The 12840-nt window shown below is 46.2% G+C and carries 16 protein-coding genes and 1 pseudogene; 6 read left to right on the forward strand and 11 right to left on the reverse strand.

The window, feature by feature from the left end; translation table 11 throughout:
* Positions 1–97: 97 nt before the first annotated feature.
* On the reverse strand, positions 98–577 hold the full coding sequence (locus tag K2G41_RS05570; RefSeq protein ID WP_300116205.1) for a hypothetical protein: 480 nt from the start codon (positions 575–577) through the stop codon (positions 98–100).
* Between the two features lie 583 nt (positions 578–1160).
* Entirely contained in the window at positions 1161–1580 is a 420-nt protein-coding gene (locus K2G41_RS05575) for a hypothetical protein (RefSeq protein WP_300116218.1), read from the reverse strand.
* A gap of 497 nt (positions 1581–2077) precedes the next feature.
* On the opposite strand from K2G41_RS05575, the gene K2G41_RS05580 reads away from it, so the two are divergent.
* On the forward strand, positions 2078–3850 hold the full coding sequence (locus K2G41_RS05580) for a ParB/RepB/Spo0J family partition protein (protein WP_300116221.1): 1773 nt from the start codon (positions 2078–2080) through the stop codon (positions 3848–3850).
* Between the two features lie 177 nt (positions 3851–4027).
* Here K2G41_RS05580 and K2G41_RS05585 read toward each other — a convergent pair.
* The 4 genes and pseudogenes from K2G41_RS05585 to K2G41_RS05600 form a co-directional block, all read right to left on the reverse strand.
* Positions 4028–4603 (reverse strand): annotated as a pseudogene (locus tag K2G41_RS05585) (porin family protein); the annotation flags it as partial.
* Positions 4604–4865: 262 nt separating this feature from the next.
* Positions 4866–7010: an outer membrane beta-barrel family protein gene (locus K2G41_RS05590; RefSeq protein WP_300116224.1), complete on the reverse strand. Its 2145-nt coding sequence runs from the start codon at positions 7008–7010 to the stop codon at positions 4866–4868.
* A 77-nt stretch (positions 7011–7087) separates the two neighbouring features.
* Entirely contained in the window at positions 7088–7651 is a 564-nt protein-coding gene (locus K2G41_RS05595; protein ID WP_300116227.1) for a Crp/Fnr family transcriptional regulator, read from the reverse strand.
* 58 nt (positions 7652–7709) lie between these two features.
* Complete coding sequence (locus K2G41_RS05600) at positions 7710–8282, reverse strand: Crp/Fnr family transcriptional regulator (RefSeq protein WP_300116230.1); 573 nt, start codon at positions 8280–8282, stop codon at positions 7710–7712.
* Positions 8283–8881: 599 nt separating this feature from the next.
* Here K2G41_RS05600 and K2G41_RS05605 point away from each other — a divergent pair.
* The 5 genes from K2G41_RS05605 (at position 8882) to K2G41_RS05625 (ending at position 10425) form a co-directional block, all read left to right on the forward strand.
* Complete coding sequence (locus K2G41_RS05605; RefSeq protein ID WP_300116233.1) at positions 8882–9076, forward strand: hypothetical protein; 195 nt, start codon at positions 8882–8884, stop codon at positions 9074–9076.
* 13 nt (positions 9077–9089) lie between these two features.
* Positions 9090–9407 (forward strand): sulfide:quinone reductase, encoded by a 318-nt coding sequence (locus K2G41_RS05610; RefSeq protein WP_300116236.1) that lies wholly within the window; start codon positions 9090–9092, stop codon positions 9405–9407.
* A 1-nt stretch (position 9408) separates the two neighbouring features.
* Positions 9409–9576, forward strand: coding sequence for a glyoxalase (locus K2G41_RS05615; protein ID WP_300116239.1), 168 nt, complete (start codon positions 9409–9411; stop codon positions 9574–9576).
* A gap of 1 nt (position 9577) precedes the next feature.
* Positions 9578–9940, forward strand: coding sequence for a hypothetical protein (locus K2G41_RS05620; RefSeq protein WP_300116242.1), 363 nt, complete (start codon positions 9578–9580; stop codon positions 9938–9940).
* Between the two features lie 101 nt (positions 9941–10041).
* The gene (locus tag K2G41_RS05625; protein ID WP_300116245.1) at positions 10042–10425 is read left to right on the forward strand and encodes a hypothetical protein; all 384 of its coding nucleotides are present in this window, start codon (positions 10042–10044) and stop codon (positions 10423–10425) included.
* A 6-nt stretch (positions 10426–10431) separates the two neighbouring features.
* Here K2G41_RS05625 and K2G41_RS05630 read toward each other — a convergent pair whose 3' ends face one another.
* From K2G41_RS05630 to K2G41_RS05650, 5 genes are read right to left on the reverse strand one after another with little or no spacing between them, the layout of a single operon-like run.
* Positions 10432–10665: a hypothetical protein gene (locus K2G41_RS05630; protein ID WP_300116248.1), complete on the reverse strand. Its 234-nt coding sequence runs from the start codon at positions 10663–10665 to the stop codon at positions 10432–10434.
* 14 nt (positions 10666–10679) lie between these two features.
* Positions 10680–11348 (reverse strand): hypothetical protein, encoded by a 669-nt coding sequence (locus K2G41_RS05635; RefSeq protein WP_300116250.1) that lies wholly within the window; start codon positions 11346–11348, stop codon positions 10680–10682.
* Between the two features lie 19 nt (positions 11349–11367).
* Complete coding sequence (locus K2G41_RS05640; RefSeq protein ID WP_300116253.1) at positions 11368–12150, reverse strand: hypothetical protein; 783 nt, start codon at positions 12148–12150, stop codon at positions 11368–11370.
* Between the two features lie 34 nt (positions 12151–12184).
* Positions 12185–12481 carry a hypothetical protein gene (locus K2G41_RS05645; protein ID WP_300116256.1) on the reverse strand — a complete coding sequence of 99 codons (297 nt, stop codon included), beginning with the start codon at positions 12479–12481 and terminating at the stop codon, positions 12185–12187.
* 26 nt (positions 12482–12507) lie between these two features.
* Entirely contained in the window at positions 12508–12783 is a 276-nt protein-coding gene (locus tag K2G41_RS05650; RefSeq protein ID WP_300116259.1) for a helix-turn-helix domain-containing protein, read from the reverse strand.
* Positions 12784–12840 lie beyond the last annotated feature (57 nt).

Genomic DNA, 12840 nt, shown 5'->3' on the forward strand with positions numbered 1-12840 from the left:
TCAAAGTCTTTTCGCGTCATTGCCTATAATTGAAATGGTGAGTCGTAATGAATAATATCTTTGTTTTTCGGAAACCTAATGTTTGAGCATCGGGATTTCATTGTTTATTTGTAGTTGAGGACATATTAAGCCAATTAAGATATGCTTCCCTACCTAAATATTTTTGAGTATCTCCATAAAAGAAGAATCTATCTGATTTTGGTTCCCATGACAAATCACCCTTATAGATATTAGATGGGTCAATATTTCCAATAACAGGAAATTGGGCTACATTCCGGGTTGTGTATATATGTACCAATAATTCTTCCTTGAAAAATTCAGGTGTGTTTTTTAAACAATAGCATCGTTGGAACCTCAGAGGATGAAGTTGGGGTATGTCTATATCTTCTATAGTCACTTCAAAGTCATATATGAGAGGAGTAATTGCAATATGACACATTGGATATGACCATTTATTGGGAGATAGTTCTAATTTTACGCCATCATCAAGAACTACAGCTATGCCATAAAAACCTTCCTGGGGATTTGTTCTGATAACATCTCCTCTTTTGAAAAAACTATATTTGTTCCTTGCCATAATAACAATTTGAATGATTCATGCTCCCCAACTATGCCAAAATCGTATGTAGTTTTGTCGCATATAATACTGAATCAAGACATATAGTCCATTATTAACGACTTGTTCTCTGCAAAACACTTGCGAGACCCAATGTTCAACGCTCCGAGTGCGCGTACTCCATTCTCACTTAGATAAAAGAATGGATATTCGATTGTTGCTCGAAACATCTTACCCTTATATTCCAATATTATCTTATAATCCTTTCTTCCACTATCAAAGTTGATGCTTTTCATGGCGTATCCTTCTGGCAACAGTTTCTTTACCTTGCCTATAATGATATATTGCTTCACCCAATTCTCATATAAGAACATTACGTTTAAAATAATGAATACTATGAGAAGAAAGATTAAACCAACAGAAATTGTGTGCCAAAAGATACTTTCCTCGTTAGGCAAACCAATAATTATGCAGATTAAGCATAATATCAGGCTCAGGGCTAAAATCCATGAGATAGCGAATAGCACACTGTCTAATAGTGAATACTTGAAAGACGGATAAAACCTCGTTTTCTCTCCATTCCAAAATCGTTTATCGGCCAGTTTCATGGCTTCCCTCCTTCCAATATAAATCCATTATTTACTGCCCACATAAAAGCAAATACAGCACATAGACATAATATGCTACCGATAAAGAAGACAGTGGCTATTACCTTATCAGTGAGTGATATTTCAATAGATAACGTTTCTTTCAGTCTGTAACCACGAAGATGTTTTAAGTAAAACCATACACCCAACAAGCAACATATTACAATATTACAGAACGTCAGAGTTTTAAGATCTAACGCAGCCTGATTATCCATAACATCAACCCAAAAGAATGAAATCCCAGTTGAAATTCCAGTTAAATACAAGTAAAAGGCGAATAATATCATACCCATAGACATAAATACGGGCATATCTCCGTTTCCGATACGCTCTTGAAAACGGTAATAACACACAAATATTTTCTGCCACAGTTTCATGTGTCTATTATCTCTAATTAAGCAAAATTACAAAAAATATCTGATAGTCAGTGGGACATTTGTCTCATTTGTCGTGAATATCAGGCATTAAGAGGTATTTTAAGAGGATTTTTTCACAAAAGGGCGTTTCATCAACTCGTAACGGTTCCATATTCTACAATACTCCTTCGGCTTTCGGCCGAAACAGGGCTTTCTTTCCTTCTTGATCCGCTGACTTCTGCGACCGTGGTTTTTTCGCTACAAAGTTACGGAGGGCGGTGCCGACAGCAAGCGATCGCCTACGGCTTGGCTGCATGAAAAAATTCGGCAGCCTTCCGCAAATCACAGATTTGGGTATTCCATATTTTTTCACTTGCCACGCTTGCATTTCGTCCCCTCGTGCCCTCCGTCTTGAATGTACCGTAAAAATTCCCCGGACACGAGAAGCCAAAAGGCTTCAAACAAAAGGGAAAAGAATTAGAACTCAAACATTTCAAAGAACTTAAAATTTTACAAGTATGGAAGCAACCTCAATTCAGTCTGCAACCGCAGTCAACGCCACAATCGTGGCACTCGCCAACATTCAGCCCAACTCATTCAACCCCCGTCGTGACTTCAACGACGTGAGCCTCGGCGAACTCGCCGACAGCATACGTCAGCAGGGAGTGATACAGCCTATCGCACTCCGACCCATCGCAGACACCGACCGCTACGAAATCATCTACGGAGAAAGACGCTACCGCGCCTCCCTCATTGCTGACAAAGAGACCATTCCGGCAGTGGTCTATGACGTTGACGAGGCAAAAGCCGAGGAAATGTCAATAGCCGAGAACCTGCAACGTGAGAACATCACGCCCACCGAGGAAGCAAACGCCTTTCAGCGTCTTATAGACACCGGACGTCATGACGTGCAGTCGCTTTCGGTTCAGTTCGGCAAGTCAGTGGCTTATATCCGCACACGCCTAAAATTCGCAACCCTAATTCCCGAAATCGCCCGAATGCTTGACGCAGACGAAATCACCGTCAGCGTGGCAGCCGAGATATGCCGTTACTCCGAGGACATTCAGCGTGAGGTCTATACATCGCACTTCGAGAACGCCAATTATGGCACTTGGAGAGGTCTCAAAGCCTCCGAACTTGCGCAGAGGATTGAGAACGAATACACCACAAGCCTATGCCGTTACAAGTTCGACAAATCCGCCTGCGCCCTATGTCCCCACAACACTTGCAACCTCCTTCTATTTACCGAGGAGGGAGACGAGGGTAATTGCGCCAACCGTCAATGCCTCACCGAGAAGCACAACGCCCATATCCTTGACACCGCTCTCTACCTTATCCAACAACACCCGACCGCAGTATTCCTGCAAAGCCAGTACAACAAGAACGAGGCAGTGGCAGGGTGTCTTACCGAAATGGGATATGAAATCGCTGAAATCAACGGCTCTCCATATCCTTATCCTGTAGAGCCTGTCGCACCCAACGAGGCAGACTATGAAAATCCCGAGGATTACAACAACATTAGGGAAAGATACGAGAACGCACTCAACCGCTACAATACCGAACTTGAAAAGGTGGACGCCCGACTTGAAGCAGGGGAAATCTCCCTATACGTTTTTTTCAACCACCAAGCCGTGTATCTCGCCTATATGAACAACGCCACCGCTTCCGATAGCGTCAAATCCAACGGAGCGCAGGAGAACACGCCACAAGCCGAGATTGCCAAGTTGGAGGCAAAGGACAAGCGCAACAAGGAAATAGCAATGGAGCGCACGATTGAGGACGTAAAGAAACAAATCCTCAATGCCGACATCACGGAGAGCAAGTTCACGCAGGACGAGGACAAGATGATATATTACTTCCTACTTTCCGCGCTCCGCAGGGAGCATTACGAAGCCGTAGGACTGACCGACCGCAAGCAGTCGTTCCATTGCCTTGACGAGAGCGAGAAACTGACAATAATTGAAAACCTCAATGCAAGGAAAAAGGCGATTATCCGCCGTGACTTCCTGATTGAGAACTTCAAGGGAGCGTATCGAGACAACGCCATTGCCGGTTTTCTTCTTGCCTTCTCCAAGAAGCACATGCCGGAGGAACTTGCCAACATCGAAGCCGAGTACAAGGAGGTTTACGAGAAGCGTCATCAGCGCATAGCCGAGAGGATAGCGGTCTATAATGAGCAAATCGAAAAGGAGAGCGAGACACCGACCGCTCCCGAACCGACAACCGACACCGAGGAAGAAGCACCGCAGACGGAAGCCGAGACAACGCAGACGGAGGAAACGGCAGCTTAATCCGAGTTCTTGAAATGGCAATCGCCCCAGCCCGAGAGGGTCGGGGCGGTTTTGCCTCGCACCCTCGCCAAAACCGCCTGCTGTGGAAACGTGCCTCGCAAAGCTATCAGGAACACAAGTGAAGCCCAGACTGTAAATATCGAGGACTTTACTTTAGTATGAAAAACTGTCATTATTTCAAAATAGCCAATAGGCTAATGAGACAGAGAGTGTACGTTGCTTGCCGTTGCCGTAATACGTAGCTGTGGCAAGTCCGAGATCGTATTCAGCCTTCAGTGTGAAATGACGGTAGTTGAGATTAAGGGCAAACGCCAATCCTCCGTCTGCTCGGTTGCATGGTCTGAAAGGGGCAATGCCCTCCCGGCTCTCAGTATGTGAGAATGTATTGACTCTCGCCTCGTATGGTTGATTGTAATTGTCCACTCCGGTAACAAAGGAGTCTCCGTTTATGCCAACCGCGAAGTATCCTCCAACTTCCGGCTTGATGCTGAAATGTTTGCCTAAATCGAACTTATACCCCGCCATCAGAGGAATCTGAAGATAGTTCATCTCTGCAAATTTAATGGAACTGATTCTGGAGCTCCACATATTGTCTCCAGAAGTTGTTGCACCCTTACGGATATAGGCAAGTCCGGATTCAAACGAAATGTGATTGCCGAGGGTATATTCAGCGTCCACGCCGAACTTAAATCCGTTTCGGGCAGTGGATTCATATTCTTCTACAGCCAGCGTATTGGCAACATATCCTGCCTCTACACCGAAATTCTATTTCTGATACATGCCGCTCAATGGACACGCTGCAAACATGATTACAGCTAATTTTAATAAATTCAATCTCATGATTGTATATTTTACTATGCAAAATTACTGTGATTTATAGTTTCTTGGCATACCCAAATGGGTATAATTGCGAACAAACAGTAAAATATACCCATTGGGGTACGGGTTTCTTAATAAAAGAAACTCCCGACATCCCTGCCGAGAGCTTCCATCCTTGCATAAATATATTTGTTGCTTATTTTGTTCTGCCTGATTGGTCTTCCTTGGAGTCACGCCACACATTGTTGACTGTCGCACGTCCGAAGCTGTAGCTAACTCCAAACAGCACATAAGCAGAATGAGCGTTAAATGTCTGGTGTATGGTATAGTCGGCATAATGTTCCTTTGACTTCGTCTTGTTCCATCCAAAAATGTCGTTTGCACTCAGTCGCAGACTTAGTCGATCATTGAGCAATGAGTATCTGAGGGAGAGATTGAGCAACTGGAATGATTCGTAATTTATCAGGTTTTGTTGCCATGGAAAAAAGTGGGTAAACTGTGCACTGAAAATCAATGTCCTTTGTCTGTTGAGCATTAAGTTGGTAGACAGTTCAAGTTTGCCTGACCAATCTTCCATACTCTTGACCTTGAAATCAGGAACATCGCTTTGTGAGTATGTGCGAAACACCTCACCACCGGCACTGATATCCCAACGATCAAAGAATGTGCGTCTGTAATTGGCATAGAGTCCCGTCTTATTTGTAGATAGACAATTATATGGTATGGTGCTGATAATGTCTTTTTCATCAAATCTGCGGACATATCCAATAGCGTCTGATGCAAATGAAGTATATAGAACGGCATACAGTCCTCCAAGTCCATAATAATTTATCTCGGCATTGTTATATATCGTTGGTTTCAGTGTTGGATTTCCTGCTGAATACTCGTCGGTAGTTGAATAGTATTTGAACGGATTCAGTTCCCACAGGTTAGGGCGGCCCATACCCATTGAGTAACTTATATTGAAGGAACCGATGCGGTCTTTATTCCACGAGAGATTAAATGTAGGGAACAGGTGTCCGTAATTGTCTCGGTTAATTTGAGATAAAGAGAGTTGTTTACCTTTCGTCCACGTGTATTCATATCTCAATCCAATTTTACCCCAAAAACCAGCTCCAAGATTACGGGAGGCAGTGAAGTATGCTGCGCCTACACGTTCTGAATAGTCAAAAATATTGGATTCAGAGTTAGGAGGAGTACCATTACCATAAGTATACTTCGAAAAGTTTTTGGAAGAATTGAGTATATCGGTAAAAGCGACACCGGTTTCCAATTCCGCCCAACTGTAAGGAAGTTTGAAGTCGGCTTTACCGCTGTGAAAACGATAATTGGTTTTACCGTCCTCGTTAACTACAGAAGCATCAGAGTTAACACCATATGTTGTGACAATGTCTGACATCGTAGGGCTGTGACGGTTGTAATAATTGTATGTCAATTGTAGGGATTCGCCCTTATTTCCGAAATTCCAGTCATAAAAGCTGGTAAGTGTAAGGGCATTATTGGGTCGTGATCTTGTAACAGTCTGCGATGATGAGGTATATCCTCTGTAATCAGTAAAGTTCGTTCCATCGTCTGAGGAGGTTTCATAATTGTAGTTAGCAATCAGACCGATGTTCATGTCAGGTGTGAATTTATATCTGAACAGAGCATTGGTCCCGACATCGAGCATGTGCGATTTGTTTCGTGTCGAGGATAATCGGGATGGAGAGTCATCTGAAAATATATACTCCATATCGTTGTCATTGGTTCCGTAATGGTTCATCACACTTGCGTCAAGCGACATTTCGATCTTTCTTGTGGTATGGCTTACACTGCCGCTGAAGTATTCGCGTAGTTTAACCCCATAACTTAGCGAGCCATAGAGATTGCCTTTGGTACCGAGTGTTTCATTACGGGTCGTAATTGAGATATACACAGCATTGGGTTCCGCTGCATATCGGGAAGGTGGTGTTGTCAGCACTTCGATTTTTTCGATATCCTCCGCCTGCATGCTTTTGAGACGCATCGATATGGCCGACGCATCAAGTTCCATTAGTATGCCGTCAATGATATAGCGGACGTTTCCTTTACCGGCAACAGTGACCGCACCGTTATTCACGGAAACACGGGGCACACGGTCAAGCACGGATACTCCGTCAAGACCTTTCGCATAGGGGTCGTTCTTGACAAGATAGACGAGCTTACCCTCCTTTTGCTTCACAACAGGGCGTTTTGCCACAACGATTACCTCGTTGAGTTCAAGTTCTTTCTCCCATGAATCCGCTATGGAATCGGCAGGAACCTGTGCAAAAGCCGAGGTAGATGCCAGGATTAAAAGTGCTAAATTTATTAATACTTTCATCGGTGTATGTTTTTTTGATTTTCTTCTGCAAAATTACTACGAGAAATCATCTATATTGCCTTGCATTATAGTCGGTATTAATCCTTTGAAGTCAGTTTATCGCGTATCCTCTGAAACTGGCGGCGTGAGATATTGAGATATGATGCTATTTCACTGTAAGGCACAAGATTCACAATCAAGGGGCAACGTTCCAGCAAACGGGTAAACCGCTGTTCCGGACTGTATCTGTAAAAATCGAGGAACTGCTCGTAAAGCTGCTCAAAGAGAGCCTGTATGAACCGCGTGTGAAGTGTCGGATCGCACAACAGCCTTTCGCGCATAATCTTTGCCGGAGCCACGATTACCTCTGAATCTTCAAGGGCTATGATGTCGGTCTGCATTTTCTTGGCGAGCATGACACTCTCATAGTTTGCCAATATGGAATCTGCGAACACAAAACCGACAGTCTTGTTACTCCCGTCTGAAGCCGTCAGCGAATGCTTGAACCCTCCCGATAATATCCAGCCTACATTCTTCATCACGTCCCCGGAATGCACGAAATATTCGCCGCGACATATCTGCTGCGGTTTACCGTATTTCTCGCAAATCTCCTTCCAGAATGAGAAATCAATGGATTTTTCAAACGCATTAAACTTAACCATTTCGCAAAAATATAGCTTTTGCATGAGAATGGTCTTAACAAATGTATAGACGGGACATTCAGGACTTATTTTCCTGTGAAATTTCCTTCCGAATACGGCTGAGATGATTGGGAGTGATGAGAAGGTAGGAGGCTATATCTTTCAAAGAGACTGTATCGAGCAACCGGGGGTAACGCCTGATAAGCTCCAGATAACGCTCCTGAGTGGGATGCCGGTGCAGGTAGAGGTAACGGTCATAGACGATATGATACAATGACCTGTAAACCGAGTAAGGCATATCTCCGTTACTGTGCATGAATTTATCATTGAAGACAGAGAACGGAAGTACATAGATCTCTGAATCCATGCCGGCTATTATGGAGACTTCCGAGGGATTGCCTGAATAGGAACTGTTGAAGTCGGCCACAAATTCGTTCTCGAAGGCAAAGTTCATCACGGATTCCTCCGCCTTTGTGTTAAGGGTGGTGTATTTGAAATATCCCTTGACGATAAGCCCTATATACCTGCATACTGTCCCCTGTTGTGCAAACCGTTCCTCTTTCTCATACTTGCGTAACCGACCATGCTCGGCGAAATAAGTTCGGAGAGCATCAAGATCAAGATTCATCAGGTATGTGTTGAACTGTTCCATATTCGGCTACAAAGTTACTAAAAATTTCTAACATACGAAAGAGGTCGCTATCTGTATGCCAGGCGTTTACACTGCGGAGCTATATAAATCAACGGATTATAAACGGCCCAAAATTTCTCCGTGACTGCATCACCGAAAAATTTTCAGAAAGTTCCATAGAATTTTGTATGGCATGGCCTGAAAGGGCACCGACACCAGAGCCTCATATGTATCGGCTTTCGTGTCGGTGCCGCTGTTTGGGAGACCACTCTTTTGCCGGGTTGGTAGATTAGGCAAGCCTTTATGAATAGGATCTTTCTCATTGATTCTGTCCGAGCATCGCAGGGGTGGAGTTTTTACCGTGCGAAGTTACTGCGTCCGGGAGTAACGTCAAGTGCCGCTCCGCTTTCCGTCGGCGTCTGCGCCCGTGAGCCTCCACAAATTTTCTCGTGCCTCCAAAATTTGGGTATCCCGGTCTTGCCGCTGACTCCACACTTGCCTTTTATCTCCCTTCAGGCCGCAGTTGAAAACTGCACGTAAAAACGGCCATCCCTGCCGAAGATGCTCGAAAGAGCATCACAATAGGGAGAAATAATTAGAACTCAGACATTTCAAGAACTATGAGAGTAAAAAGAATGACAATCGAGCAAGGCAAGCGAGTAGGCATCGACCGCTTTCCAAACTTCCACAGGACAGGAAGCATACGAGGTATGAAGAAACTATATTATGGTGTGGACTCCCTTCTGGTAAGATGCGGTGACTTCATCTATAATGTTACCTCCGAGCCACAAATCTACAATCAAGCAACTATCTAAATCTCCAACCGATATGAACACAGATATTGACTTCATGAATATCGCCGACGGCGACAAGGCATTCGTTGAAGAGTTCGAGAACTTTGTCAACGGCAGAGTGAGCAACACCGAAAAGACCGGTATGGCTATGACCACAATGCACCGTTACCTGCAACAGCAGGCTTTCAAGGTGTGTCTTGGCTACATCAAGGCTCTTGCCTACAACTACCAAAAGGGTAGATATGACCAACGCAACGAGTGGGCATCCAAACTTGCAACCGAGGCTTACAGCCACCTCATTGAAGCTGACCTTATCTATGACCCCGATTATACCGACCTCAAAAATAAATGATATGGACGATACCGATTTCCCCGAATACGGACGGCAGTGTGAACTCAAAGAGCCGTGGCGAGGCTACCACCGAGGTACAATCGTAGGACGCAACGGATACCGCTTCATTGTGGAGTTCAGCAGTGGAGCAAAGATAGAACTTTATGATGATGAAATAGAATTTGACTGATATGTGCAGACTTTTGACACCCCAGTTTGAGGAAGCAATAAAGGACTATCCTCTGTACTCCCAGGACGGAAAAGGAAGGGACGCCGTATGCGTGGCAGTATTCGCCATCGGAAATGTACGCTGGTTCATTCTTGAAGGCGGCAGGGATGGTGACGACACAAGGCTATTCTGCATAGTGGTAGGGTTATGTGAGGATGAGTACGGATATGTGTCGCTCAATGAGCTTTCCGACATCGAGCTTGACTACCGGAAGCAAGGCTTCGGCATTCTCCGAGTCGTGCAGGTGCCTTATTTCAATCCATGCCCGATAGGGAAGATAGCAGACAAAAGGCTTCAGGAGTTCCTGAACCGCCTTTACGACTAACCCGGACACGATAACTCAAAAACGACCTGCCATATCCTCACGGACATGGCAGGTCTGAATGTGCGGAATTGTAATTGTATTTCAAGTATTTATTAAGAATTATGCTACACTGTGACATTATACGGATTGCAGCAAGGCATGGCTGGCTCGTGTCGGTGACGGCTACGGGCGACGGCTCATATTACTTCGATTTCCAGAGGCGGACGCCCGGCGGTCTGCAGTTCTGCTTTACCGCCGAACTGTCTGGGGGACGTGTCGGCACTCTCCTTGACGAGATCATCTCCTTTGTCGATGCGCTCGAACCGGAGCGTTATGCCGGGGAGTGGCTTGAGGCTACGGGCAAGCCGACCCCAGCACAATACTTTCAGGCGGTAGCCGACATGGACGACGTGCGCACCCGTGCGTGGCTTCTTGTCTTCGACCTCTCGGAACTCGCGGAGTGGCAGAGCAGACTTCTTGATTTACCACCCTGCATGATGAACTGACGTCGGCTATCGGTTCTTGCGTCTCCGTCCGCGCTTCACGCGTGGATTTTCTATAAGGGATATTATGTCGCTTCCGAGTATAAGGCGGTGCCAGCCGTTTTCCGACCTTCGGTAAGGGAGGACAGGGGGCGATTTCTTCATATACTCGTAAATCGTGGTCTGCTTGATACCTAACAGCCGTTTGGCGGCGGCTATGGAATACAGGGCATCGGGGTCGATGCTCCGGACATCACGGCGCATGGCGCACCTCCCCGTCATTTCTTCTTCGGCTTTGCCCCTGCTTTTGTTGCTGTTTTGGCTGTGGGCTTTGTATTTGTCTTTGTCTTGGTATCTGTCTCATCCTTGAAGTTTTTTTGTGTTGATTTCCTGAATGTCTTGCCCCGTAGGGCAACGAAGTTGAACATTTCCTTGAACCTGTCATATATCCTCGCTCCGTAATACTCGGCTATCTGTTCAGGAGTATAGTTGGACGTAACGTGCGTGAACTGGTTGTTGCGGCTGTCATACCGTCGCTGGAATATGTACTGCATCACATTCTCAAAGTTACCCCATCTGCCCGTGGGCTTCGTCTCGCTCCCGAGTTCATCAAACGCCTGACGCGGACAGGTTATGTAGCACCTTATGGCGTTGTAGCCTCCGCCGGGCGACTCGTCGGCAAACTCGGCGCAGATGTCTATCACGTTGTCGATGCGGAAATAGTATCTCCTGTCGTCAACTGGCGGTCTGACGCAGTGGCAGAACTCGCGTATGATTCTGAGCATGGTGGATTTCCCGGTGCCTACGTCTCCCCACAGGAAAAGCCCCTTGTCCGGATCGAGGTTGCCGTCATAGTCCATGATAGCCCAGTGGAAGATGTCGTTGTAGGTGCCCTTCAGCTCGTCCCGAATCTCAAACCCGGGGCAGACCTTCCGGGCGCACGCCACGAAAAAGTGCTTGTATTCGTTAATCCTCGATAAGTCCACAACCGGGTTCGAGCGGCGTTCTCCGGCCTCTCTGATTTCCCTGACTGCCTCCTCTGGATTGATTCGTTTTGGTTGAGCCATTCCGTTTTTCTCTGCTTAGTCGGGCGCGGGCCCAGTTGAAAAAATGGTCTTTGATTTCAAGCATGGTTCCGTGAGTCTTTTCCTTGACAAGACATTCCTGCATGAAGTCCGGATATATCGTTTTCAGTTTCGCCGCCCTGCAGTGCAGGGCGTGTGCCATTTGAGAGAGTGCTTCTTCATCTTCTAAAAATTTTTCAAAAACTTCTTCCTCGCGCACGGGGGAGGGAGAAGAAATATTTTTTTTATTATTCTTATTATTATAATATATGTCCCCAACCGTGTCGGAAGAAGTGTCCGAAGGAGTGTCCCCAACCGTGCGGAGATTTTCGGCGGATATGGCTTCTTCCCTTATCGTAAAACCGGGAATCTGCTCCATGACAAGCACCGTATATAGGGTCAGGTTTCCCATTATCTTCCTTTCAATCCATTTCTGGGTTTCAAGAATCTTCAGGTAACGTCCCACAGTATCCTTGTCAACGCTGATGGCGGCCGCCAGCCTTCTGGTGGAGGCTACGAACTGACCCGGTGCAAGGGCAACGGGCTCCCCCTTGACAGGATATGTGTCCCTTGACCTCTGGACGCGGAAAAGTATCTCCAGCCAGAGATGGAACATCCTGCTTTCGCTGTAAAGCCAATCTACCGAGCGGAGTTGATGAAGGACCGGTATCCATGAAAGATTCATCTTCCCTTATGTGTTTGGACTAACGGACAGCCTTTCAGCTGTCTTTCCTCTGGGATGCGGACTGCCGTGGGACACCGGCAGCCGCGGGGTTCATGTCGTAAAGTTCCGGAGGGAACACCGTGCATCCCGCTATCCGCTCGATTATCTTCTTGCAGAAGTCGGGTATGCAGCAGCATCCGGCCTTCCAGTTGTAGAATGTCTTTTGCTTTACGCCCTCGCCGCAGGCGTTCACCACCTTGCGCACGAAAAAGCGGTGGTCCGATGCCTGTATTGTCGCGAGATAGTCATTGAGGCAACGTGCGTCTATCTCCCTGATCTGTGATGCTGTCATATCTCTGTCTCTTAATATATAGTGTATTAAATCTTCTGTTTTTTTTCAATACTCCGATACCCGGCGCGCCGCCTCACGTCATGGAAAGACAGGAAAAAGCGGCGGCCGTTGCGGGTGGCCGGAAGGCTCCCGTCGTGTATCGAGTCCCGCACCCTCTGGGGTGTGCAGTGTAGTATCTCCGCAGCCTCGTTCACCGTTATCATCCGGTCTGGAGGCTCAGGCTCGGTGATTGACCGCTTGATCTCTTCAAGGGTGTTCTCAATTCTCGTGAGCCTCATCGAAATGCGTCTGTCCTCGCTCATAGCTGATGTGTTTTGAGTTTCTGAAAAAATTTCGTTTAGTCGCTAATAGCAATATTT

The sequence above is a fragment of the Duncaniella sp. genome (genome assembly GCF_029056165.1).
Lineage (GTDB): Bacteria > Bacteroidota > Bacteroidia > Bacteroidales > Muribaculaceae > Duncaniella.

Bases quoted from the DNA above. Each gene is read 5' to 3' on its own strand.
- K2G41_RS05615 (WP_300116239.1), top strand. From the start codon at position 9,409: ATGGACGATACCGATTTCCCCGAATACGGACGGCAGTGTGAACTCAAA.
- K2G41_RS05575 (WP_300116218.1), bottom strand. From the start codon at position 1,580: ATGAAACTGTGGCAGAAAATATTTGTGTGTTATTACCGTTTTCAAGAG.
- K2G41_RS05625 (WP_300116245.1), top strand. From the start codon at position 10,042: ATGCTACACTGTGACATTATACGGATTGCAGCAAGGCATGGCTGGCTC.
- K2G41_RS05605 (WP_300116233.1), top strand. From the start codon at position 8,882: ATGAGAGTAAAAAGAATGACAATCGAGCAAGGCAAGCGAGTAGGCATC.
- K2G41_RS05620 (WP_300116242.1), top strand. From the start codon at position 9,578: ATGTGCAGACTTTTGACACCCCAGTTTGAGGAAGCAATAAAGGACTAT.
- K2G41_RS05640 (WP_300116253.1), bottom strand. From the start codon at position 12,150: ATGAATCTTTCATGGATACCGGTCCTTCATCAACTCCGCTCGGTAGAT.
- K2G41_RS05595 (WP_300116227.1), bottom strand. From the start codon at position 7,651: ATGGTTAAGTTTAATGCGTTTGAAAAATCCATTGATTTCTCATTCTGG.
- K2G41_RS05650 (WP_300116259.1), bottom strand. From the start codon at position 12,783: ATGAGCGAGGACAGACGCATTTCGATGAGGCTCACGAGAATTGAGAAC.
- K2G41_RS05590 (WP_300116224.1), bottom strand. From the start codon at position 7,010: ATGAAAGTATTAATAAATTTAGCACTTTTAATCCTGGCATCTACCTCG.
- K2G41_RS05570 (WP_300116205.1), bottom strand. From the start codon at position 577: ATGGCAAGGAACAAATATAGTTTTTTCAAAAGAGGAGATGTTATCAGA.
- K2G41_RS05600 (WP_300116230.1), bottom strand. From the start codon at position 8,282: ATGGAACAGTTCAACACATACCTGATGAATCTTGATCTTGATGCTCTC.
- K2G41_RS05580 (WP_300116221.1), top strand. From the start codon at position 2,078: ATGGAAGCAACCTCAATTCAGTCTGCAACCGCAGTCAACGCCACAATC.
- K2G41_RS05645 (WP_300116256.1), bottom strand. From the start codon at position 12,481: ATGACAGCATCACAGATCAGGGAGATAGACGCACGTTGCCTCAATGAC.
- K2G41_RS05630 (WP_300116248.1), bottom strand. From the start codon at position 10,665: ATGCGCCGTGATGTCCGGAGCATCGACCCCGATGCCCTGTATTCCATA.
- K2G41_RS05610 (WP_300116236.1), top strand. From the start codon at position 9,090: ATGAACACAGATATTGACTTCATGAATATCGCCGACGGCGACAAGGCA.